Genomic DNA, 24,159 nt, shown 5'->3' with positions numbered 1-24,159 from the left:
CTTCTTCACCGCCGCGATCAGCGGGTCGATCAGCGAGGTGGCGAACCCCCAGGCGAAGAACAGGGTGGTCACATAGGCGAAGGCCAGCCCCGTGCCCTTCGAAGCGGTCGGCGTGTCGGTCATGTCGGCTCCCTCGGCGAAGGCGACGTGCACGCTCCGCTCCCTGTGAATCCTGAGTTCCACGCGCGCGGGTCGCGGTCCAGCGCGTTTCGCCGGGCCGTAACCAAAAGTGGCCTGACGCTTTACCGCCCCGGCGGGATGTCCGACGAAGGACGACCGCAGCGGAGAACCCATGACCGGAATCGATCAGGACTGGTGGCGCGGCGCGGTGATCTACCAGATCTATCCGCGCAGCTTCGCCGACACCGACGGCGACGGGGTCGGGGACCTGCCGGGCGTGATCGCCCACCTGGACCATGTGGCGGCGCTGGGCGTGGACGCGGTCTGGCTGTCCCCCTTCTACGCCTCGCCGATGAAGGACTTCGGCTACGACGTGGCCGACTATCGCGCGGTCGATCCGACGTTCGGGACGATGGACGACTTCGACCGGCTGGTGACGAAGGCGCACGGGCTGGGGCTCAAGGTCGTCACCGATCTGGTCTTCGCCCACACGTCGGACCGGCATGCGTGGTTCGCGGAGAGCCGCCGGTCGCGGGAGAACCCCAAAGCCGACTGGTACGTCTGGGCGGACGCGAAGCCGGACGGGTCGCCGCCGTCGAACTGGCAGTCGGTGTTCGGCGGACCGGCCTGGACCTGGGACGCGCGGCGCGGCCAGTACTGGATGCACAACTTCCTGCCGGAGCAGCCGCAGCTGAACACCCATCTGCCGGAAGTGCAGGACGCCCTCCTGGACGTGGCCCGGTTCTGGCTGGAACGGGGCGTGGACGGATTCCGGCTCGACGCCATCAATTTCGGCATGCACGACCCCGCCCTGACCGACAATCCGCCGGCCCCGCCGGGGGGCAGGCGGACGCGGCCGTTCGATTTCCAGCTGCATCTGCACAACCAGTCGCAGCCCGGACTGATCGACTTCATGAAGCGCATCCGGGCGCTGACGGACCAGTACCCGGGGCGGTTCACCGTCGCCGAGATTCCGGGCGAGGGCGCGGAGGCCGAGATGCAGGCCTTCACCGAGGGGACCGACCGTCTGAGCAGCGCCTACGGCTTCAACTACCTGTACGCCGAAGCCCTGACGCCGCCCCTGGTCCGGACGGCGGCGGAGGCCTGGGACGGGCGCGAGGGACAGGGTTGGCCCAGCTGGACCTTCTCCAACCACGACGCCCCGCGGGCCGCGTCGCGGTGGGCGCACGGCCGGGACGTGCGGGCCTTGGCCGAAGTCTCGATGCTGCTGCTGATGTGCCTGCGCGGCACGGCCATCGTCTATCAGGGGGAGGAGCTGGGCCTGCCGCAGGGGGAGGTGCCGTTCGAGCGGCTGGTCGATCCCGAGGCGATCGCCAATTGGCCCCAGACCCTGGGCCGCGACGGGGCGCGAACGCCGATGCCGTGGCGCGCCGACGCGCCGTTCGCAGGATTCTCGACGAGGGAGCCGTGGCTGCCGGTCGACGCCCGCCACCCGGAGCTCGCGGTGGATCGCCAGACCGCCGATGCGGCGTCGATGCTGGCGGCGACGCGGCGCCTGGTCGCCCTGCGGCGGGACACGGCCTGCCTGCGCACGGGCGAGATGAGGGTCCTGCTGTCGGACAAGGACCTGCTGGTGTTCGAGCGGTCGCTGAACGACGAGCGCCGGCTCTGCGCCTTCAACCTGGGTTTCGAGGCGCGCGACTGGCCGGCGCCGGAAGGCTGGGTCGTGGTCGAGTCGGTGGGCGGCGGCGACCCGCGGCGGTTGGCGCCGCTGGCCGGCCGGATTCTGGCGCCCGCCTGAGACGTGCGGCGAACGTCACAAACGGGGGATATGTCGCGGCCATGACGAACGGTCCGTCCGCCCTTCCCCGCCTGACCTCAGCGAACCGGACGGAGATCGCGCTCGCCGCCGTCCTGGTCGTGATCGCGGTCGGCGGCGGCTGGCGGCTGGCCTCCCAACGCGTCGAGGCGGAGGTTCCGGGAAAGGTTCAGGCTGCCGACGCCGGCGTCTTCGCCCGTTTCGACGCCTTTCACCGCGCGGGCACGGCGCCGCCCGGACTGGCCGAGGAGAGCGGGCTGAGCGCGTGGAGACTGATGGGCACGCGGACCGGGGCCGACGCCTCGGCGATCCTGCAACGGCCGGACGGCGTGCAGATCGTGCTCACGCGCGGCGAGGGGGTGCGGGGGGCGCCGGAGCTGCGGGCCGTCGGAACGGACCACGTGGTGCTGGTCGACGGGGGCCGCGAGATCCGGCTGGAGTTCAGCGCCGCTCCCCCTCCGCCGCCGGCGCCGCCGGGCGCGGCCGCGCTGGACGCCGAAGCCGCCCAGGTCGCCGCGACCATGGGGCGGAGCGCGCCGCAACAGGACGTGTACGCCGCCGCCCTGCGGCCGCAGCTGCGCGACGGCGTGGTGGAGGGCTTCGTCTGGCGGCGCGGCGCGGCGGGCGGCGCCCTGAGCGGCCTGGGCCTGCGAGAGGGCGACGTCATTCTGAGCGTTGGCGGCGAGCCGCTCACCAGCGAGGAGCGGGTCGCGGAGTTGGGCGAGACGCTTTCGTCGGGCCGAGCCCTCGAGGTTCGCTACCGGCGCGGCGGGCAGGTTCTGACGGCGACGCTTGCTCCGACGACGGACCGATAGTCATAACACCGTCTCAAGTATTCGCTCAGTCGAATGTGACGATACGTCTGACTCCGGATCGATCTACACACTGCATTACATAAACGTCACGCTCACATCGCAAAGCCGCACTAATCGAGCGTCCCGGGGTTGCTGGGCGAGACGATGCACGGGTGACCCGCTCATTCATTCCGAGGGGTTACCGACGATGCGTTTCACCAAGATCCTGATGGCCGGCGCGGCCGCCCTGGCCCTGGCCGCCTGCGGTTCGGCCGAAGTGGCTTCCCCCGGCGAGGGCAACTTCGGCGGCGGCACCGGCGGCGGCACCGGCGGCGGCGGCGGGGGCGGCGGCGGCACGACCCCGGCCAGCTGCCCGACCGGCACCTCGAACGTCGGCACCATCACGGCCGCGGGCGGCGCGGTCCTGCGCAACTGCCAGCTGCCGGCGCTGATCGTCGGCAACCTGGTCCTGTCGAACACCACCGGCGTGATCTACTCGGTTTCGGGACGCACCGACGTCGGTCAGGACCGCGGCGCGAACCCGGCCGCCCCGATCGCCGGCGCCCAGCAGGGCATCCTGACCGTCGAGCCGGGCGTCCGCGTCTTCGGCTCGGGCGGTCTGGACTACATCGTCGTCAACCGCGGCTCGCAGATCTTCGCCGAGGGCACCTCGACCAGCCCGGTCATCTTCACCAGCCGCCAGTCGATCGAAGGCACGACCAACGAGGACTCGATCGGTCAGTGGGGCGGTCTGGTCATTCTGGGCCGCGCGCCAATCGCCGCCTGCCCGGCCGGCGTGACCCCGCCGAACATCGCCTGTGAAGCCCAGGTCGAGGGCACCAACGCCTTCTACGGCGGCAACACCGCCTCCGACAGCTCGGGCCGTCTGCGCTACATGCGTCTGCAGCACTCCGGCTTCCAGATCCTGCCGGGCAATGAGCTGAACGGCATCACCATGGCCGGCGTCGGCTCCGGCACGGTCGTGGAATACATCCAGGTCCACAACTCGTCGGACGACGGCATCGAGCCGTTCGGCGGCACGGTGAACCTGAAGTACGTGGTTCTGACCGGGAACGACGACGACAGCTTCGACACCGACACCGGCTATCGCGGCAACGTCCAGTTCATGATCGTTCGCCAGCGCGCCAACGGCGGCGACCGCATGTTCGAATCGTCGTCGGCCGGCAACCAGGCCCTGTTCACCCGTCCGATCATCTCGAACGTCACGGCCATCGGCCGCGCGGGCGGCGGCGACGGCGTGCTGCTGAACACCGGTCACGCCATGCAGCTGTACAACTCGGTGATCACCGGGCCCGGCACCTGCTTCGACATCGACGACGCCGCCACCGTGACGAACGGGCCGACGTTCAACTCGGTCTATCTGAGCTGCGCGACGACCTTCCGCGTCGACGGCAACCAGGACGCCGCGACCGCGGGCATCTTCGCCACGGGCGCCAACAACGGCTCGGGCGCCTCGACCCTGAACGGCGTGGTCAACGGCGCGAACGAGACCGGCCGGACCCCGACCCCGGTCGCCGGTCTGAACCCGTTCTTCGTCAACACGACCTACGTCGGGGCCGTCCGCGACAGCGCCGACACCTGGTACGCCGGCTGGTCCTGCGGCATCGCCGCCGGCTCCACCTGCTGATCCCGCGCCCCCGGGGGGCGGCCGCACCCGCGGCCGCCCCTCATGTCGTTCCACGTCGAACCCATAGGACCAAGGCGCCGATCATGAAGACGCTTTCCAAGACGCTTTCCAGGAATTGGGGCGCACTCCTGCTCGCCGGCACCGCGCTGACCGCGCCTGGCCTGGCGTTCGCCCAGACCCCGCCGACCGACCCCGTCGTCGCCTCGCAGGATCCCGAACAGGATCCCGAGACCCAGGTCGACGAGATCGTCGTTCTGGGCCGCTACATCCCCGAGCCCCTGCGCGAGACCTCGGAGGTCGCGGCCTTCCTGACCGAAGAGGACCTGGAGCGCACCGGCGACGACAACGCCGCCCAGGCGCTGACCCGCGTCACGGGCCTGTCGATCGTCGAGGGCCGCTTCGTCTACGTGCGCGGCCTTGGCGAACGCTACTCCTCGGCGCTGCTCAACGGTTCGCCGCTGCCCAGCCCCGAGCCGCTGCAACGCGTCGTGCCGCTGGACCTCTTCCCGGCCTCCGTGCTGGAAGGCGTCACGGTGCAGAAGACCTATTCGGCCAACTATCCCGGCGAGTTCGGCGGCGGGGTGATCGACCTGCGCACCGTCGGCGCGCCGCGCGAGCCGTTCCTGAACCTGCAGGTCTCGGTGGGCGGCAATCTGGAGACCACGGGCAAGGAAGGGCTGATCTACTACGGATCGCGCACCGATTTCACCGGCTTCGACGACGGCACCCGCGACGTGCCGGGCCTGCTGCGCGAGGCGATCGCGACGGGCAACCGCGTCGCCGCCGGCCCGAACTTCACCGGCGCCGAACTGCAGGCGATCGGCCGTGACTTCGTCAACGCGCCGCTGAACCTGCTGCAGACGCAGGACTACATGCAGCCGAACCTCGGCTTGGAGCTTTCGGGCGGCCGGACCTGGACGGTCGGCGGGGGCGATCTGGGCGCGATCTTCGTTGCCAGCTACGACAACGACTGGCGCACCCGCACCGCGATCCAGCAGTCGGGTCGCCTCGACGCCGGCGCCCTGGTCGTCCAGACCGACTACGACGTGCAGTCGACCGAGAACGACGTCGGTCTGAACTTCCTCGGCGGCCTGAGCTGGATCGGCGAGTCGCACGAACTGAAGTGGACCAACCTCTACGTCCGACGCACGACCAAGGAGGCCCGGACGCGCGCCGGCGTCGACTTCGACGCGCCGGGCGTCAACGGCAACCAGGTCCGCGACGACTTCACCGAGTGGTTCGAGCGCGACCTGTTCTCCACCCAGCTGGCCGGCGAGCACGACCTGATGGACGGCGCGCTGGAACTGTCGTGGCGAGGCGCCTACGCCCTGACCACGCGCAACTCCCCCTATGAGAAGGTGATCCGCTACGGCCTCGGCGTCGACGGCGTCTATCGCCACGACGGCGAGCAGTATCGCAACTCCACCAGCTTCTCGGAGCTGGAGGACGAGATCCTGAGCGCCGGCGCCGACCTGGCCTGGACCACCCCGCTGTCCGACGCGCGCGACCTGACCGTCCGCGCCGGCGTGGCGTGGATGGACAACACCCGCGACGCCGAACGCCGCGACTTCCGCTTCTACGCCGCGGCGGGCTCCATCCCGCTGGACGTGCAGGACAGCCGCGTCGACTACCTGTTTTCGGACTTCAACATCGGCCCGCTGCTGTGGGAGCTGCAGGAGATCACCCCGTCGGGCGGCTCGGCCGCCTATGAGGCGGGGCTGGAGACCCGCGCGGCCTACGTGCAGGTCGAGGCCGAGGTCGTGCCGCTGGTCAACGTCTCGGCCGGGGTCCGCTACGAGGACGCCACCCAGTTCGTCACGCCGCGCGACCTGTTCGGCGGAGCCCTGGTGTTCCAGCCGACGTCGCTGGAGAACACCTACTGGCTGCCGTCCGCGACCCTGACGTGGAATTTCATGGAGGACACCCAGCTGCGTCTGGGCGCGTCGAAGACCATCGGACGTCCGCAGTTCCGCGAACTGGCTCCGCAGCAGTACCTCGACCCGGACAACGATCGCCTGTTCTTCGGCAACCCGTACCTGGTCGACACCGAGATCCTGAACCTGGACGCGCGCCTCGAGCGCTACTTCGACCGCGGCGAGTACGTCACGGCCGGCGTCTTCTACAAGGACCTCGAGAACCCGATCGAATCGTCCATCAACGAGCAAGGCAACCTGCTGCAGCAGACCTACCTGAACGCGCCGAAGGCCATCCTCTACGGCGTCGAGGTCGACGGGAAGAAGTACTTCGAGTTCCCGGACGCGGGCTGGGGCTTCATCGCCGACAAGCGCTGGCTGGTTCAGGCCAACTACACCTGGACGCAGTCCGAGGTGCAGGTCGAAGCCGGCGACCTGGTCTTCCCGCTGTCGGCCCAGGGCGCGTCGCGGCCGGCGTCGGACTACATCATCGACGGCAGCCGCCTGCAGGGCCAGTCGGAGCATGTGGCCAACCTGCAGTTCGGCTGGGAGGACGATGCGGCCCGGTCGCAGGCGACCTTCCTGGTCACCTGGGTGTCGGAGCGGTCGTCGGCCCGCGGGCGGCCGGGCGAGCCGGACCTGATCCAGGAGCCGGGCGTCATGCTGGACTTCGTCTACCGCAAGGACTTCGAGTACGCGGGCCGCGACATGGGCCTGTCGATCGAGCTGCGGAACCTGCTGGACGAGGAGTACCTGGAATATCAGGAGCTCGGAACCCGGATCGTCGCCAACGGCTACGACCTGGGCCAGAGCGGCTCCGTCAGCCTGACCACCCGCTTCTGATCCCGGACGAAGCGACGACTTCAGCGGCCGGTCCCCCCGGGGCCGGCCGCTTTTCTTTGGGTCAGGCGAAGACGTAGGACGTCTGGGTCCAGGTGTAGAAGTCGGCTGCGGCGAAGCCCTGCTCTCGCGGGCCGAAGCTGGACTTCTTCGTACCGCCGAAGGGCACGTGGTAGTCGACGCCCGCGGTGGGCAGGTTGACCATGGTCATGCCGGCGCGGATGCGGCGCTGGAAGTCGGTCGCATGCTTCAGCGACTGCGTGACGATGCCGGACGACAGGCCGAACTCTCCCGCGTCGGCGACGGCGAAGGCCTCCTCATAGTCCTTCACGCGCACCACCGAGACGACGGGGCCGAAAACTTCGTTGGCGTTGATCTTCATGTCGGCGGCCGTGTCGACGATGAGGGTCGGCGGCACGTGCCAGCCGCGCGGCGACAGGTCCAGCCGATCGCCGCCGCACAGGATGCGGCCGCCCTCGTCCCGCGCCGTGTCGATCCAGCGGTGGACCGTCTCCATCTGGTCGTCGGTGGCGGCGGGCCCGACCTGGGTCTGCGGGTCCAGGGCATTGCCGACGCGCAGGGCGGCCGCCTTTTCAGCGAGCGCCGCGACGAAGCGGTCGTGAATTCCGTCCTGGACGATCAGCCGCGAGGAGGCGGTGCAGCGCTGGCCGGTGGAGAAGAAGCCGCCGTCCAGCGCCACGGTCACGGCGCGGTCCAGATCGGCGTCGTCCAGAACGACCAGCGGATTCTTGCCGCCCATCTCCAGCTGGCAGCGGGCCTGCCGCGCCGCGCAGCCGGCGGCGACGCCCGCGCCCACGCCCTGGGAGCCGGTGAAGCTGACGCCGTCGACGTCGGGATCGTCCACCAACGCCTGCCCCACGCGACCCCGACCGATCACGAGGTTCAGCACGCCGTCGGGCAGGCCCGCCTCGTGCAGGATGGCCACCAGCGCCTCGGCGGTCGCGGGGGTCGGGCCGGCGGGCTTGATCACCACCGCGTTGCCGAAGGCGAGCGCCGGCGCGAGCTTCCACGCCGGAATGGCGATGGGAAAGTTCCACGGCGTGATCAGGCCGAACACGCCGACGGCGCGGCGTCGGGTCCGCACGGAAACGCCGGGGCGGACGCTGTCCAGAGCCTGACCATGCAGGCGCAGGGCCTCTCCCGCGAAATAGCGCAGGATGCGGGCGGCGCGGCCGGTTTCGGCGATCCCTTCGGCGAGGGTCTTGCCCTCCTCCCGCGAGAGCAGGCGGCCGACGACCTCGCGACGATCCCACAGCAGCTGCCCAGCGCGGTCCAGCACGTCGGCGCGGACTTCGGGCGACGCTTCGCTCCAGCCTGGAAACGCGGCGCGGGCGGCCGCGACGGCGGCGTCGACCTCGGCCTGACCGGCGTCGGGCAGGCGGGCCACCACCTCGTCGAGATCCGACGGGTTGCGCCGTTCGGACGGACGATCGGCCGCGACCTTCTTCCCGCCGATCCAGTGATGGAGGTCCAGCGGGGCGTCGGTCATGGCGGAGGTCCGTGAAGGCGGGCGACCCGGCCGGCGCGAACCGGCCGGGTCTGGATGCGCCTTACTGGACCGGGGCGCCGTAGACGTCCACCACCCGGACCTCGCCGATGTTGAGCGCGCGCAGGCGCGGCTCAAGCGTGGCCCGGTCGCCGACCACGACCCAGACCGTCGGGCCGTCGCCGACGATGGCCCGGGCCGCCTCGGAGGCGGTGGCCGGCGTGGTGGCCACGATGCCGGCGGCCGAGCGGTCGAAGTAGTCGTCGGGCAGGCCGTAGACGACCATCTGGGCCAGATCGCCGGCGACCGCGCCGTTGGTCTCCCACTGACCGGCCATGCCGAGGATCAGGTTCGACTTGTGCGCCGCCAGCTCCTCGTCGCTGATCGGGCGGCCGGTCAGGATCTCGGTCAGCTCGCGGTCGATCTCCAGCAGGCTCTCGGCCGTCTTGTCCGACTGGACGCCGGTCGAGACCAGGAAGAGGCGCTCGCCGCGGGCGCTGCGGATGCCCGACCCCGCGCCGTAGGACCAACCCTTGTCCTCACGCAGGTTCATGTTGATCCGGCTGGTGAAGGAGCCGCCCAGCGCGGTGTTCATGGCCGTGATCGCCGGCTCGGTGGCCGGATCCAGCGCGGGGACCAGGCGGCCCGCGGTGATGGTGGACTGCGGACCGGCGCGGTCGACCAGGTAGATCACCGGGCCCGAGGCGGCCGCGACCGCCGTGGGCTGCTGCCGTGCCGGGAGGGCCGATGCCGGGGCCGTCCAGCCGCGGAACTTGTCCTCGAGCAGGGGGACCAGTTCGGCCCGGGTCACGTCGCCGACCACCACCAGCGTGGCGTTGTCGGGGCGGAACCAGGCGGCGTGATAGGCCTCGGCGTCGGCCGGGGTCAGGGCCCCCACGGTCTGCACGGTGCCCGAGGTGGGACGGCCGTACGGGTTGTCATAGCCGTACAGCGAGCCCGCCAGCACGCGGTTTGCCACGGCGCCGGGGTTCCGGTCGGCCTGCTGGATGCCGGAGACCTGCTGCACGCGCGACCGCTCGAAGTCGTCGGGGCGGAAGGCCGGGTTCAGGATCACGTCGGCGTAGAGATCCAGGGACTCCTCCAGCCGGCTGTCGATGGCCGTCATGGAGATGCTGGTCGTGTCGACTCCGGACGAGCCGCCGAGCGTCGCGCCCAGCAGTTGCAGGCGATCGCTGATTTCCAGCGCGTCCAGATCGTCGGTGCCGCTGGTCATGACGGCGGGCGTCAGGACGGCCAGACCGGCCTTGTCCGCGCCTTCTCCGGCGGTCCCGGCGTCGACGATCAGGTTCATCGACACGGTCGGGACGCCCGTGCGGGTGGCCAGCACCACGTCCAGGCCGTTCGACAGCTCGAAACGCTCGAACGAAGGGAAGTTGGCCATCGGCGTCTCACCGGGGACCGGCATGGCCGAGCGGTCGGCGCCCGTGGCGGCGGCCGCGTACTGATCGAACGGCCGGACCTCCAGGGTGTAGGAGCCGTCGGTCAGCCACTCGCGGCCGGCGGCGGTCAGGTCCTGCGGACGCGCGGCCAGCAGACGGGCGTAGCTTTCGCGCCAGGCGTCGGGGTTGTCGTGGAAGACCTCGCCCTGGGCCAGACGATCGGACTTGCCGCCGAAGCCGCCGATGCGCTCCAGCCCGCGCACCAGACCGGCGCCGGTGGAGGTGCGGGCGCGCTCCAGCTCGTTGGTCGAGGGACCGTCGCGCAACAGACGGCCCAGCTCCTCGTCGACCACGGCCTCGAGCGCAGCCAGATCCTGCCCGGGCTTGGCGGTGACGACGATGACGAACTGGCTGCCGATCTCGCCTTCGGAGACGAACGCCGAGACGCCGGTCGCGGTCTGGTCGTCGAAGACCATCCGCTTGTAGAGGCGCGAATTGCGGCCCGAGGTCAGGACCTGGGCCAGCAGGCCGAGGTGATCGGCGTCGGCCTCGCCCGCGGGCGGGACGTTCCAGACCTTGTAGAGGCGGGGCTGGCCGACGCGGTCGTACATGATCTCCCGCTGCTCGCCGACCATGGGCGCGATCATGCGCGCCGGCTGGGTGATGGGCGGCCCGGGGGGGATGTCGCCGAAGTAGTGCGTGACCTTGGCCAGCGCCTCTTCCGGCGAGATGTCGCCCGCCAGCACGATCACGGCGTTGGCCGGGCCGTAGTAGTCCTTGAACCACTGCTGCACGGTCGGCAGGTCGGCGGCGTTCAGGTCGTCCATCGAGCCGATGACGGTGTGACCATAGGGGTGATCGTCGGGATAGGTCGCCTCGGTGATGGCGTTCCAGACGCGGCCATAGGGCTGGTTCTCGCCCTGGCGCTTCTCGTTCTGGACGACGCCGCGCTGCTCATCCAGGCGCGCCTGGTCGACGGCGCCCAGCAGGTGGCCCATGCGGTCGCTTTCCAGCCACAGGATCGAGTCGAGCGCCGAGGTCGGAACGTTCTGGAAGTAGTTGGTGCGATCCTTGTTGGTCGTGCCGTTCTGGTCGGTGGCGCCCAGAAGCTCGGTCGCCTTGAAGAAGTCCGAGTTGAAGTTCTCCGAGCCGTTGAACATCAGGTGCTCGAACAGGTGGGCGAAGCCCGAGCGGCCGGTGGGCTCGTTCTTGGAGCCGACGTGATACCAGATGTTCACGGCCACGATCGGGGCCTTGCGGTCCTCATGGACGATCAGCGTCAGGCCGTTGGGCAGGACGTAGCGGGTGTAGGGGATCTGCACGTCCGGCAGGGGCGGCAACTGCTGCAGCGCGGGTTCGGCCGGATCGGCCGCCGCGACCGGGACGATCGAGGTCGCGTTCGGATCGATCTCCTGGGCGACGGCGGCGCCGGACAGCAGCGCGGCGGCGCAGCAACCGCCGGCCAGCAGGCGGCGAAGGGTGGGCAGGCTCATGGAAATCCCCCTGAAAACACGGCTCTGACGGCGCCGACGGCGCTCCGGGCCGCATTGATGCCCGCACGGGTCGCCCGCGCAAGGCCCTGCACATTGCGGTTTTGTAACCTCGGAGGTTGCGGGGACGCGCGCGCAAAATGGTCAAGGTCGAAACTTGCCCCTCGGCGCCGCCGCGGAGGGCGAGGCGCACGTCTCTGCGAATACAGAGCCGCACACGAAATGAATTGCCTGTTGCGGCGCAATACGATCCACTCCGATTCCGCGGCCCGCAGAGACGGCGCGGCCGACCTCCCCGACCGCTCGCCCGGAGACGTCGCCGCCCATGAACCCCGCCGCCCTGCTGCCGCATCAGGCCGCCCTGCAGATCGATCCGGCCGCCACCGGCTGGATCCTGACGTCCACCGCCCTGGTGCTGATGATGACGCTGCCGGGACTGGCGCTGTTCTACGGCGGCATGGTGCGGCGCAAGAACGTGATCGGCGCCGTCGCCCATTCCACGGCGGCCTTCATGGTGGTGACGGTGCTGTGGTTCGCCGTCGGCTACTCGCTGTCGTTCGGGAGCGGCAACGCCCTGATCGGCGGCCTGGACGCGGCCTTCCTGAACGGAGTGCGGATCGACACGGCGCATGCGCTGGCGCCGGCCCTGCCGGAGTTCCTGTGGGTCGCGTACCAGCTGACGTTCGCCATCATCACACCGGCCCTGATCGCCGGCGCCTTCGCCGAGCGCATGAAGTTCACGGCCTCCCTGCTGTTCTTCGCCCTGTGGCACCTGATCGTCTACGCGCCCGTCGCCCACCAGGTCTGGGGCGGCGGCTGGATGGGCGGTCTGGGCGTGCTGGACTTCGCCGGCGGGGCCGTGGTGCACGTCAACGCGGGGGTGGCGGGGCTGGTCTGCGCCCTCGTGCTGGGACCGAGGCACGGCTTCGGCCGGGACAACCTGGCCCCGCACAACCTCGCTTTCACGGCCATCGGCGCAGGCCTGCTGATGGTCGGCTGGATGGGCTTCAACGCCGGATCGGCTTGGGCGGCGGACGGCATCGCGGCGGTGGCGGCGCTGAACACCATCCTGGCCGCGGCGGCGGCGGCGCTGGGCTGGCTGGTCGTCGAGTGGATCGACCACAGGCGGCCGACCCTGCTCGGCATGCTGTCCGGGCTTGTCGGCGGGCTGGTGGGCGTGACTCCGGCGGCCGGGCTGGTGAACCCCCAGGGCGCGATGGCGATCGGCCTTCTGGCCGGCGTCGCCTGCTGGTTCGGGGCGGTGAAGCTGAAGCGGTGGCTGAAGGTCGACGACAGTCTGGACGCCTTCGGCGTGCACGGCATGGGCGGGATCGTGGGCGCCCTGCTGACGGGCGTGTTCGCCGACGCGGCGATCAACGGCGCGGCGGAGGGCGCGACGATCCTGAAGCAGGCGATCGGTCTGATCGCGGTGATCGCGTGGAGCGCCGTCGGGACCGGGCTGATCCTGCTCGTCTGCAAGTTCACCACGGGCCTGCGGGTCGACCGCGAGCAGGAGATCGAAGGGCTGGATTCCGCCCTGCACGGCGAGACGCTCCACTAAGACGCCGCTGTTCCGCCGGGTTCGGCGCGTCTATGTTGCGGCCGAGGCCCGCGTGACCGGGCGGCGAACGGATGCGTGCGTGTTCAAGCTGTTGCCGGACCGACCGGGCGTGGAGCCCCTGGCCGAGGCGTTGAAGGCCTGCCGGACCCACCTGGTCTGGGCCGCGGCGTTCAGCGCGCTGGTGAACCTGCTCTATCTGACGCCCACAATCTACATGCTGCAGGTCTATGACCGGGTCGTGCCGACGGGCGGGATCACCACCCTGCTGTGGATCACGGCCGTGGCCGTGTTCGCCCTGGCGACGCTGGCGACGCTGGACTGGCTGAGGACGCGGATCCTGATCCGCGCGGGTCTGCGCCTCGACCGGCAGCTCGCCGACCGCATCCTGGCGCGGATGATCGACATGCCGGGCAAGGCCTCCGGCGCCCAGGCCCTGCGCGAGTTCGACGCGGTGCGCACGGCGGTGTCGGGTCAGGGCGTGCTGGCCCTGTTCGACGCGCCGTGGACGCCGATCTATCTGCTGGCCTGCTTCCTGTTGCATCCGTTCATCGGCGTGCTGACCCTGGTCGGCGCCATCTTGCTGGTTGTTCTGGCGGTGATGAACGAGCGCGACGCGCGTCCGCGCCTGAAGCAGGCCCACGACGCCCAGGTCGACGCCTATTCCGCCCAGCAGGCCGTCGCCGAACAGGCGGAGGTGGTTCGGGCGCTGGGCATGCGGCGGGCCGGCATCGCGCGGCAGGTGCGCCAGCGGCAGGCGGCGGCGGACCGTCAGGCCGACGCCCAGTTCACCGGCGGGCGCTACACCGGCGCGATCAAGTTCCTGCGCCTGCTGCTCCAGTCGCTGTCGCTGGGCGGCGCGGCGTGGTTGGCGGTGGAAGGGCAGCTTTCGCCGGGGGCCATCATCGCCGCCTCGGTGCTGCTGACCCGGGCGGTGGCGCCGATCGAACTGCTGGTCGGGGCGTGGCCGTCGCTGGTCGCCGCCCGCGCGGGATGGAAGACGCTGACGGACCTGTTCGAGGGCACGGCGGACGCGGACCGGCCGGTGACCGCCCTGCCCGCGCCTCGCGGTCGGCTGGCGCTGGAGGGAGTGGCGGTGCGCCTGCCCGGCACGGAGCAGCCGCAGGTGCGCGGCGTGACGCTGCAGCTGGAGCCCGGCGAGACGCTGGGCGTCGTCGGACCGTCGGGATCCGGCAAGACGACGCTGGCGCGGGCCATGGCCGGAGCGTTGAAACCGACGGTCGGCACGGTGCGTCTGGACGGCGCCGAGTACGAGGCGCGCGAGGGCGACGATCTGGCCCGGTTCATCGGCTATCTGCCGCAGGTTCCCAGTCTGTTCGCGGGCACGATCAAGGACAACGTCAGCCGGTTCGCGGCGGCGACCGGGACGCCACAGTCCGAGGTCGACCGGCTGGCGGTGGCGGCGGCGCAGGCGGCCGGCGCGCATGAGATGATCCTGCGTCTGCCCGAGGGCTACGACACCGTGCTGGGTCCTTACGGCGCGGGGCTGTCGGCGGGTCAGGCGCAGCGCGTGGCGCTGGCGCGGGCGCTGTACGGCGACCCCGTGCTGCTGGTGCTCGACGAGCCGAACTCCAACCTGGACCAGGACGGCGAGGCGGCGCTGATGACGGCGGTCAGGGACGCGGCGGCCCGCGGGGCGGCGGTGGTGATCGTGGCCCACCGGGCGGGGGTGCTGGCGCGGGTCGACCGTTTGCTGATGCTGAACGGCGGGACGGTGGTCGCCGAGGGCCCGCGCGAGCAGGTGCTGGCCCGCATGCGCGGCGCCTCCGAGGAGGCCGCGGGCCGATGAGCGACCTGTCCTTCCCCCCCATCACCCCGCCGCAGGCGCCGCCGCCGCCCGAGACGCCGCGCGACGGCCTGACCGACGTGCCCCGGATGGAGCTGCGCATCGGGCTGGCGGTCGTCTTCGCCTTCTTCGTGCTGTTCCTCGGCTGGGCCGCCTTCTATCCGTTGGACGCCGGCGCGTATGCGACCGGACAGGTCGCGGTGTCCGGCAACCGGCAGGCGGTGCAGCACCGCGACGGCGGCGTGGTCACGGCCCTGCATGTGGCCGAAGGCGACACGGTCAAGGCCGGACAGGTGCTCGTCGAGGTGGCGGGCGGCGAGCTGCAGGCGACGGAGCGCGGACTGGCCGGCCAGGTGCTGGCTCTCCTGGCGCAGCGGTCGCGGCTGATCGCCGAGCGGGACGGGCTGGGGGCGGTGCCGACTCCACCGGAGTTCGCCGACCTGCCGCCGGAGGACGTACCGCTGGCGGACGAGGCGCTGGCGCTGCAACGGCGCCAGTTCGGGGCGCGCAGCAGCGGGCGGTCGACGGAGCGCGGCGTGCTGTCCCAGCGCGTCAGCCAGCTGGAGCAGCAGCAGGCCGGGTTCCAGCGTCAACTCACCGCCAACGCCGAGCAGCGGCGCCTGATCGAGGACGAACTGGCCGACGTGCGCCGTCTGGCGGAGCAGGGCTATGCGCCGCTCAGCCGGGTGCGCGCCCTTGAGCGCGAGGTCGCGCGCCTCGCGGGGGAAGACGGCAACCTGCGCGCCCAGATCGCGCGCATCGGCGAACAGATCGGCGAGACCCGCCTGCAGATGGCTTCGGTCGGCACGACCCTGAACGAGGACGTGGCCGACCAGCTCAAGAATGTGGAAGTGCAGCTGAACGAGCTGCAGCCGCGGCTGGCCTCGGTGCGGGCGCAGATCGCGCGCAACCAGATCCGGGCGCCCGCCGACGGACAGGTGGTGGGGTTGACCATCTTCACGCCGGGCGGGGTGATCCAGGCCGGCCAGACGTTGATGGAGATCGTGCCCGACGACGCGAGTCCGGTGATCGTGGCCGAGATCGCGCCGACCGACGTCGACAACCTGGCGATCGGACAGACGACGCAGATCATGTTCCCCGGCCTGCGCGAAGGCAGCCCGCCGCGGCTGGAGGGACGGGTCACCCGAATCTCGGCCGACGTGTTGTCTGACCCGCAGAGCGGTCGCCGATGGTTCCGCACGGAGATCGTCGTGCCGGAAGCCGAAGTGAAGAAGCTGGGCCGGGCCGCTTCGGCCGTCAGGCCCGGCGCCCCGGTGGAAGTGGTGGTGCTGACCCGCAAGCGGACGGCGCTTCAGTACCTGTTCGAACCCCTGCTGCGCGGGCTGTGGCGCTCGGGCAGCGAGCAGTAGGTCAGCCGGCGGCCTTCGCCTCCCGCCGGAACCGGTGCAGCAGCGGCTCGGTGTAGCCGTTGGGCTGGGCGGCGCCTTCGAAGATCAGGGCGCGGGCGGCCTGTAAGGCCAGACTGCCGTCCGGATCGAGCGCCATGGGGCGATACAGCGGGTCGCCGGCGTTCTGGGCGTCGACCTTGCCCGCCATCTTCAAGAGGGCCGCCTCGACCTGTTCGCGGGTGCAGACGCCGTGCATCAGCCAGTTGGCCAGATGCTGGGACGAGATGCGCAGGGTGGCGCGGTCCTCCATCAGGCCGACGTCGTGCACGTCGGGCACCTTGGAGCAGCCGACGCCCTGGTCGATCCAGCGCACGACGTAGCCGAGGAGGCCCTGACAGTTGTTCTCGATCTCCTCGACGACCTCCGCCTCCGACCAGTTCGTGCCGCTCGCCAGCGGCGACGTCAGCAGGTCGTCGAGCGAGGGCGCCCGGCGCGCCGCGATCTCGTCGCGCAGGGCGAAGACGTCGGTCTGGTGATAGTGCAGCGCGTGCAGGGTCGCGGCGGTCGGCGACGGCACCCACGCGGTGTTGGCGCCGGTCTTCGGATGGCCCGCCTTCTGGACCAGCATCTCGGCCATGCGGTCGGGCGCGGCCCACATGCCCTTGCCGATCTGGGCGCGTCCGCCGAGGCCGCATTGCAGGCCGATCGCGACGTTCCGGGCCTCATAGGCGGCGATCCAGGCCGTGGCCTTCATGTCCGCCTTCCGCACCACCGGCCCGCCCTTCATGCAGGTGTGTATCTCGTCGCCGGTGCGGTCCAGGAAGCCGGTGTTGATGAAGACGATGCGGTCCCTGACCGCGTGGATGCAGGCGGCCAGATTGGCGCTGGTCCGCCGCTCCTCGTCCATGACGCCGACCTTGATCGTGTGACGATCCAGCCCCAGCAGGTCCTCGACCCGGTCGAACAGGGCGTCGGTGAAGGCGCACTCGTCCGGCCCGTGCATCTTGGGCTTCACCACGTAGATCGAGCCGGCGCGGCTGTTGCGAAACCGGCCCAGGCCCCGCAGGTCGTGGACGGCGCACAGGGCGGTGACGATCGCGTCAAGCGCCCCCTCCGGCGCCTCCGACCCGTCCGGCAACAGGACGGCGGGCGTCGTCATCAGGTGGCCCACGTTGCGGACGAACAGCAGGCTGCGGCCCGGAAGGGTCAGGGTCGCGCCGTCAGGACGCGTCACCTCGACGTCCGGCGCGAGCTCGCGCGTCAGGGTCTCGCCGCCCTTGTCGAACGTCTCGGACAGGTCGCCGCGCATCAGGCCAAGCCAGTTCCGGTAGGCGGCGGTCTTGTCGGCCGCGTCGACGGCGGCGACGGAGTCCTCCAGATCGACGATGGTCGACAGCGCCGCCTCCAGCACCACGTCCGCGATTCCCGCCGGGTCCGGGGCGCCGATGGGATGCGATCGGTCGATCACGACCTCGACGTGCAGGCCGTTGTGGCGGAACAGGCGGCCCCGGGAGGTGCGGCCCACTTCCTGCGACGGGTCGGCCAGCGGCGCGTCGGCGTCGGTCACGTCGGCCCAGCTTCCGCTTGCCAGCGGCACGGCCTCGTCCAGAAACGCCCTGGCGCGGGCCACCACGCGTGCGCCCCGCGCAGCGTCGTAGGAACCCTCCGGCGGCGCCTCGCCGAGGGCGTCGGTCCCGTACAAGGCGTCGTACAGGCTCCCCCAGCGCGCATTGGCGGCGTTCAGCACGAAACGGGCGTTCAGGGACGGCACCACCAGCTGCGGCCCGGCCCTCAACGCCACCTCCACGTCCACGGCGGTCGTGCCCACCGTGAACGGCGCAGGTTCGGGCACGAGGTAGCCGATCTCCGTCAGGAACCGCCGCGTCTCCGCCGGGTCGTGCGGCGCGCCCTTACGGCCCTCATGCCAGACGTCGATCCGCGCCTGCATCTCGTCGCGGACCGCCAGAAGTTGGCCGCCGCGCCTCGCCGCCCAGCCCAGAACGTCCGCCGTGCCGCGCCAGAAAGCCCCGAGGTCGAGTCCCAGCCCGGCCATCGCCTCCTTCTCGAGGAAGGTCGCCAGTTCGGCGTCGACCTGAAGTCCGGCGCGGTCGAGGGTGGGCATGGCGGCTCCGTGGCTGGCTCGGCTGTAACATTCCGTGATGACGTCGCGGAAGTCGAGAGAGCGCCGTCGGTCACGGAATGTTTCATCCACGCGCTACCTTTCCGGAGCGACGCGCGTTAGGCAGGGCCGAAACGGACAAGCTCAAGGGGCTGACGGATGACGAAGTGGGTCTACGGCTTCGGCGGAGGATCCGCCGACGGCGACGCGTCGATGAAGAACCTGCTGGGCGGCAAGGGCGCCAACCTGGCGGAGATGTCGTCGCTGGGCCTGCCGGTGCCGCCGGGCTTCACGATCACGACCGAGGCCTGCGTCCACTACTATTCCAACGGCCAGACCTATCCGGCCGATCTGGCGGAGCAGGTGAAGGCCGGGCTGGCCAAGGTCGAGAGCGTCGTCGGCAAGACCTTCGGGGACGCCGCCAATCCGTTGCTGGTCTCCGTCCGGTCGGGCGCACGGGCCTCGATGCCCGGGATGATGGACACGGTCCTGAATCTGGGCCTGAACGACGCAACGGTCGAGGGGCTGGCGGCCCTGTCGGGCGACCGGCGCTTCGCCTTCGACTCCTATCGCCGCTTCATCACCATGTATTCGAACGTCGTGCTGGGCCTGAGCCACGACGACTTCGAAGAGGTTCTGGACGACCACAAGGACCGCCTGGGCGTGACGGTCGACACCGACCTGGACGCCGGGGACTGGGAGAGGGTGGTCGCCGACTACAAGCGCGTCGTCGAGGACCGGCTGGGGGCGCCCTTCCCGCAGGATCCGCACGATCAGCTGTGGGGCGCCGTCGGCGCCGTGTTCGCCAGCTGGATGAACGACCGCGCCAAATTCTACCGCCGCATGCACGACATCCCCGAGAGCTGGGGCACCGCGGTGAACGTGCAGTCCATGGTGTTCGGCAACATGGGCGAGACGTCGGCCACCGGCGTGGCCTTCACGCGGAATCCGTCGACCGGCGAAGCGAAGCTGTACGGCGAATTCCTGATCAACGCCCAGGGCGAGGACGTGGTCGCCGGCATCCGCACGCCGCAGTCGCTGACCAGGGCCGGGCGCGAAGAGATGGGCGAGACCAAGCCGTCGATGGAAGAGGCGATGCCCGAGGTCTTCGCCCAGTTCGTCGACGTCGTCGGGCGGCTGGAAGCCCACTACCGCGACATGCAGGACATCGAGTTCACGGTCGAGCAGGGCCGGCTGTGGATGCTGCAGACGCGGAACGGCAAGCGCACGGCGAAGTCGGCGCTGAAGGTGGCGGTCGATCTGGCGGCCGAGGGCGTGATCTCCCAGGAAGAGGCCGTGTCGCGGGTCGAGCCGTCGGCGCTGGACCAGCTGCTGCATCCCACGCTGGACCCGAAGGCGGAGCGCAAGGTGGTGGCGGCGGGTCTGCCCGCCAGCCCCGGCGCGGCGACCGGCAAGGTCGTGTTCGACGCCGACGAGGCCGAGCGCATGAGCCAGCTGGGCGAGGCGGTGATCCTGGTGCGCGAGGAGACGTCTCCGGAGGACATCCACGGCATGCACGCGGCCAGGGGCATCGTCACGGCGCGCGGCGGCATGACCAGCCACGCGGCCGTCGTGGCGCGCGGAATGGGGCGGCCCTGCGTCTCGGGCGCCGGGGAGATCCACATCGACGAGAAGAACCGGACCTTCACCGCGCGGGGCCGCACCTTCCGCGCCGGCGAGGTCATCACCATCGACGGGTCGAAGGGCGAGGTCATGGAGGGCGCGGTCCCCATGATCGAGCCGGAGCTGACCGGCGACTTCCAGACGCTGATGGCCTGGGCCGATCAGGTGCGGCGTCTGAAGGTGCGGGCCAACGCGGAGACCCCGCTGGACGCCCGGACCGCACGCGGCTTCGGCGCCGAGGGCATCGGCCTGTGCCGGACCGAGCACATGTTCTTCGACGACACGCGGATCGCCGCTGTGCGAGAGATGATCCTGGCCGACGACGAAGCCGGACGCCGGAGGGCCCTGGCCCGGATCGCGCCGTTCCAGAGGGCGGACTTCGTCGAGCTGTTCACCATCATGACGGGGTTGCCGGTGACCGTGCGCCTGCTGGACCCGCCGCTGCACGAGTTCATCCCCCATACCGACGCCGAGATCGACGCCCTGGCGGCGTCGCAGGGGCTGGACGCCGCCAAGCTGAAGAAGCGGGCGCGGGATCTGCACGAGACCAATCCCATGCTGGGCCACCGCGGCTGCCGGCTGGGCGTGGCCTATCCCGAGATCTACGAGATGCAGGTTCGGGCGGTGCTGGAGGCGGCGCTGGAGGTGAAGAAGACCTCGGGCGAGGCGCCCGTGCCGGAGATCATGCATCCCCTGGTCGCGCTGGGGCCGGAGATGAAGTTCCTGCGCGAACTGACGGACCGGACGGCGGAGGCCGTGTTCGCCGAGACCGGGGATCGGGTCGAATATCTGGTGGGGACCATGATCGAGCTGCCGCGCGCGGCGCTGCGCGCCGGCGATCTGGCGAAGCACGCCCAGTTCTTCAGCTTCGGGACCAACGACCTGACGCAGACGACGTTCGGCATCTCACGCGACGATTCCGGGCGCTTCCTGCAGGCCTATCTCGACAAGGGAATCTTCGAGGCCGACCCGTTCGTGCGGCTGGATCAGGAGGGGGTCGGCGACCTGATCCGCATCGCGGCCGAGCGCGGCCGGGCCGAGCGGGCGGACGTGAAGCTGGGCATCTGCGGCGAGCACGGCGGCGATCCCGCCTCGATCGCCTTCTGCGAGGGGGCGGGGCTGGATTACGTCAGCTGCAGCCCCTACCGCGTGCCGATCGCGCGGCTGGCGGCGGCGCAGGCCGCGCTGGTCGCCCGCGGCGGCGAGGCGCGAGAGAAGGATCGCTGATCATTTGGACAGCCTTGGACAATCGGGCTGCACAAGCTTGGAGTTTCCTTTGACCTTGTGCAGCCGGTTTCCGGTCAGCGGAAGTTGCAGCTGACGCCGGCCCACAGGTTGGAGACGCGGCCGTTTTCCAGCAGGCCGGAGACGCCGCTGAAGGTGAACTCGGTCCCCAGGGTGGTCTCCTCCACGGTGACGGCGTGGGCGCCCTCAAGGTCGGCGCGCGACGAGCCGACGCCGACGCCGGTCATCAGGGTGGCGCCCTGACGGTTGGTCGCCCAGCCGGCGAAGTTTCCGTTCTGGAACCAGAGGGTCAGGCCGTCGTCCCACGAGGCGAAGTCCAGCGGCCCGGCGCCGCATTCCGAATTCGTGCCGCGTTCGGCCGGCGCGCCGCGGGAGGCGCCGACCATGGCCAGCACCTGCTCGGCAGGTTGACCGAAGGCGAGGCTGGCGGTCGAGCCCGACTGGCGATCGATCAGACGCAGGCCCTCGGGGTCCAGGCCGACCACGCGGGTCGAGGCGGGCGCGGGTGAGGTCGCGGGCGGCGCCGCCGGGCCCGGCGTGACGGCGGTGTCGGCCGGCGCGGAGGCGGGCTCCTGGGCCGGGTCCTCGCAGGCGGACAGCAGGAGGGCGGGCACGGCGAGGAGGGCGGCGATGCGGGTCATGGCGGGCTCCGACGGTGAGGATGAGCGCAAGGTAATCTGCCGCCCCGATTTAGACAACATCCCGCCGGGATTGGCGTAACGTCGAGTGTGTCAAGTTTTCAACATCGCCGAACATGTAGAAGAAGCAATGTGGAACAGCGTCGAAGCTCGCCTATTTAGTCGGTCGCTGGGTGGGGCCGGTGACCGGAGAAGTCACCGCATCCAACGATTGGAGCAACAATGCGTAATGTCTTTCTTTATACCGCCGCCGCCGCGGCCCTGTTCGCCGCCCCGGCGATGGCGCAGGACGCGTCCAACGTCTACGGTTCGGTGAGCTACGCCACCGCCGACGTCGAGGGCGTGGATCTGGGATCCGTCACCGGCCGCATGGGCTACAAGTTCAACCCGAACTTCGCCGTCGAGGGTGAAGCCTCGTTCGGCGTGTCGGACGACGACGTGACCGTCGGCGCCACGACCGTGAACGTCGAGCACGAGTACGACGCCGCCGTGTACGCGGTGGGCATCCTGCCGATCTCGCCGAACTTCGAGCTGTTCGCGCGCGGCGGCTACGGCACGACCGAGATCAAGGCCTCGGCCGCGGGCGTCTCTGCCAGCGATTCCGGTGAGAGCTGGAACTACGGCGTCGGCGCCAACTACTTCATCGACGGCCGCAACGGCATCCGCGCCGACTGGACCCGTCGCGACTTCACCAACGACGGCGGCGAAGCCGACGTCTGGTCGCTGGGCTACGTGCGCAAGTTCTGATCGCGCGATCCAGGGTCGTCAGGAAGGGGCGCGCTCGCAAGGGCGCGCCCTTTCTTCATGGCCGGGCGGTCAGACGGCGAGGCCCGGCGCGAGCGCCCAGCGCTGGGACCCTTCGCCGAACGGGCGGACGAAGAAGTCGCGGCAGGTCTCGAACAGCTCAAGAATGCGGGCGGCGAGATCGGGCTTGCGCACGTCCTCGCCCCTCTGTCGTCGCATGGCCGCCACGCAGTCGATGACCACGGTCTGGTGCGCCGAACCGCCGAAGCGCTTGAGCACCTCGGCCATGTCCCACACCAGCGGATCGTTCACGGGCGCATTGCGGGCCGTCTGAGCCATTCGGGTTCCCCCTTGTTCTCGACGAGGAACCGTTCGCAAAAACGCCTGCCGGGTGCAAGCGTGAGCGCAAAATCGTGATCGGATCAGCGCTTGCGCACGAAGACGCTCCCGGCCGAATAGCCTGCGCCGAAGCTGCAGATCAGGCCGACGTCGCCGGTTTCGAGACCCTGCTGATGCAGGTGGAAGGCGATGATCGAACCGGCCGACGAGGTGTTGGCGTAGTCGTCGAGGATGATGACGTTCTCGTCCGGCGACGGGTCGCGGCCCAGCACCTTGCGGCCGATCATCTCGTTCATGTTGATGTTGGCCTGGTGCAGCCACAGGCGATCCAGCGACGCGGGATCGAGACCGAGGTCCCGCGCGTGGTCGACGATCATGTCGGAGACCATCGGCACGACGTCCTTGAAGACCTTGCGGCCCTGCTGGACGAACATCTTGTCCGACTTCCCGTCGCCGAGGGGGGACGGGTCGGAGATCGCGTCGGCGTCGTGGCGCGCGGCGCGGTTCAGGAAGCCGAAATTGTTGCGGATGTTGTTGGAGAAGACCGTCTTCAGACGCGTGCCCAGCACGTCCCAGCCGCCCGGCCCGGACGTCCCGGCGCTTTCCACGATCACCGCGGTGGCGACGTCGCCGAAGATGAAGTGGCTGTCGCGGTCGCGGAAGTTCAGGTGGGCGGAGCAGATCTCCGGATTGACCATCAGCACGGCCTTCGCCGAGCCCGAGGCGATGAAGTCGGCGGCCGTCTTGATGCCGAAGGTGGCGCTGGAGCAGGCCACGTTCATGTCGAAGGCGAAGCCTTCGATGCCCAGCGCCTGCTGCACCTCGATGGCCATGGCCGGATAGGGACGCTGCATGTTCGACGCGGCGCAGATGACGGCGCCGATCTCGCCGACCGGTTTGCCCCAGGCGGCGATGGCCTGTTCCGCCGCCTTGACCGCCATTTCGGCGAGGATCGACAGCTCGTCGTTGGACCGTTCCGGCAGGTGCGGCACCATGCGGGCGGGGTCCAGGATGCCGGCCTTGTCGAGCACGTAGCGCTTCTTGATGCCCGACGCCTTCTCGATGAACTCGACCGACGAGGGGGTCAGGGCCTCCAGCTCGCCCGCGGCGATGCGGTCGGCGTGCCGGGCGTTCCAGCGCTCGGCCCAGGCGTTGTAGGCGGCGACCAGCTCTTCGTTGGTGATCGATTGCTCCGGCGTGAACAGGCCGGTGGCGGCGATGACGGATGTGGTCATGTCTTCCCTG

Annotated in this window: 15 protein-coding genes; 9 read left to right on the top strand and 6 right to left on the bottom strand. The window is 70.3% G+C overall.

Features of this window, described 5'->3' with window-relative positions; genetic code table 11:
* The first annotated feature begins 292 nt into the window (after positions 1-292).
* From EFJ44_RS04860 to EFJ44_RS04840, 4 genes are all read left to right on the top strand, one after another.
* Complete coding sequence (locus EFJ44_RS04860; protein WP_125256029.1) at positions 293-1,882, top strand: alpha-glucosidase; 1,590 nt, start codon at positions 293-295, stop codon at positions 1,880-1,882.
* 41 nt (positions 1,883-1,923) lie between these two features.
* A complete protein-coding gene (locus tag EFJ44_RS04855; RefSeq protein WP_125256028.1) occupies positions 1,924-2,715 on the top strand; it encodes a PDZ domain-containing protein in 792 nt (263 codons plus the stop codon).
* Positions 2,716-2,902: 187 nt separating this feature from the next.
* On the top strand, positions 2,903-4,342 hold the full coding sequence (locus tag EFJ44_RS04845) for a hypothetical protein (protein WP_164511816.1): 1,440 nt from the start codon (positions 2,903-2,905) through the stop codon (positions 4,340-4,342).
* An 83-nt stretch (positions 4,343-4,425) separates the two neighbouring features.
* A complete protein-coding gene (locus tag EFJ44_RS04840) occupies positions 4,426-7,098 on the top strand; it encodes a TonB-dependent receptor domain-containing protein (RefSeq protein WP_125256025.1) in 2,673 nt (890 codons plus the stop codon).
* 61 nt (positions 7,099-7,159) lie between these two features.
* On the opposite strand, the gene EFJ44_RS04835 is transcribed toward EFJ44_RS04840, so the two are convergent.
* Positions 7,160-8,605, bottom strand: a complete 1,446-nt coding sequence (locus EFJ44_RS04835) for an aldehyde dehydrogenase family protein (RefSeq protein ID WP_125256024.1) — start codon at positions 8,603-8,605, stop codon at positions 7,160-7,162.
* Positions 8,606-8,666: 61 nt separating this feature from the next.
* Entirely contained in the window at positions 8,667-11,495 is a 2,829-nt protein-coding gene (locus EFJ44_RS04830; protein ID WP_125256023.1) for a M16 family metallopeptidase, read from the bottom strand.
* 322 nt (positions 11,496-11,817) lie between these two features.
* Between EFJ44_RS04830 and EFJ44_RS04825 the strand changes: the two genes are divergently transcribed.
* The 3 genes from EFJ44_RS04825 (at position 11,818) to EFJ44_RS04815 (ending at position 16,227) form a co-directional block, all read left to right on the top strand.
* Complete coding sequence (locus tag EFJ44_RS04825; RefSeq protein WP_125256022.1) at positions 11,818-13,053, top strand: ammonium transporter; 1,236 nt, start codon at positions 11,818-11,820, stop codon at positions 13,051-13,053.
* Positions 13,054-13,132: 79 nt separating this feature from the next.
* Positions 13,133-14,860 (top strand): type I secretion system permease/ATPase, encoded by a 1,728-nt coding sequence (locus EFJ44_RS04820; RefSeq protein ID WP_125256021.1) that lies wholly within the window; start codon positions 13,133-13,135, stop codon positions 14,858-14,860.
* Entirely contained in the window at positions 14,857-16,227 is a 1,371-nt protein-coding gene (locus EFJ44_RS04815; protein WP_125256020.1) for an HlyD family type I secretion periplasmic adaptor subunit, read from the top strand. The genes EFJ44_RS04820 and EFJ44_RS04815 overlap by 4 nt, the downstream gene beginning before the upstream one ends.
* Position 16,228: 1 nt before the next feature.
* On the opposite strand, the gene EFJ44_RS04810 is transcribed toward EFJ44_RS04815, so the two are convergent.
* The gene (locus EFJ44_RS04810; RefSeq protein WP_125256019.1) at positions 16,229-18,328 is read right to left on the bottom strand and encodes a malate synthase G; all 2,100 of its coding nucleotides are present in this window, start codon (positions 18,326-18,328) and stop codon (positions 16,229-16,231) included.
* A gap of 156 nt (positions 18,329-18,484) precedes the next feature.
* On the opposite strand from EFJ44_RS04810, the gene ppdK reads away from it, so the two are divergent.
* Complete coding sequence (ppdK, locus tag EFJ44_RS04805) at positions 18,485-21,175, top strand: pyruvate, phosphate dikinase (protein ID WP_125256018.1); 2,691 nt, start codon at positions 18,485-18,487, stop codon at positions 21,173-21,175.
* A 74-nt stretch (positions 21,176-21,249) separates the two neighbouring features.
* Here the strand turns inward: ppdK and EFJ44_RS04800 are convergent, their stop codons facing one another.
* On the bottom strand, positions 21,250-21,834 hold the full coding sequence (locus EFJ44_RS04800) for a hypothetical protein (RefSeq protein WP_125256017.1): 585 nt from the start codon (positions 21,832-21,834) through the stop codon (positions 21,250-21,252).
* Positions 21,835-22,053: 219 nt separating this feature from the next.
* On the opposite strand from EFJ44_RS04800, the gene EFJ44_RS04795 reads away from it, so the two are divergent.
* Complete coding sequence (locus EFJ44_RS04795) at positions 22,054-22,578, top strand: porin family protein (protein ID WP_125256016.1); 525 nt, start codon at positions 22,054-22,056, stop codon at positions 22,576-22,578.
* Positions 22,579-22,647: 69 nt separating this feature from the next.
* Here EFJ44_RS04795 and EFJ44_RS04790 read toward each other — a convergent pair whose 3' ends face one another.
* Complete coding sequence (locus tag EFJ44_RS04790; RefSeq protein ID WP_125256015.1) at positions 22,648-22,914, bottom strand: hypothetical protein; 267 nt, start codon at positions 22,912-22,914, stop codon at positions 22,648-22,650.
* A gap of 83 nt (positions 22,915-22,997) precedes the next feature.
* Positions 22,998-24,149: a beta-ketoacyl-ACP synthase III gene (locus tag EFJ44_RS04785; RefSeq protein WP_125256014.1), complete on the bottom strand. Its 1,152-nt coding sequence runs from the start codon at positions 24,147-24,149 to the stop codon at positions 22,998-23,000.
* Between the last annotated feature and the right edge of the window lie 10 nt (positions 24,150-24,159).

Origin of the sequence: Brevundimonas fluminis (genome assembly GCF_003934285.1) — a bacterium.
Taxonomy (GTDB): Bacteria; Pseudomonadota; Alphaproteobacteria; order Caulobacterales; family Caulobacteraceae; genus Brevundimonas; species Brevundimonas fluminis.
This window is presented reverse-complemented; position numbering and strand designations above follow the sequence as displayed.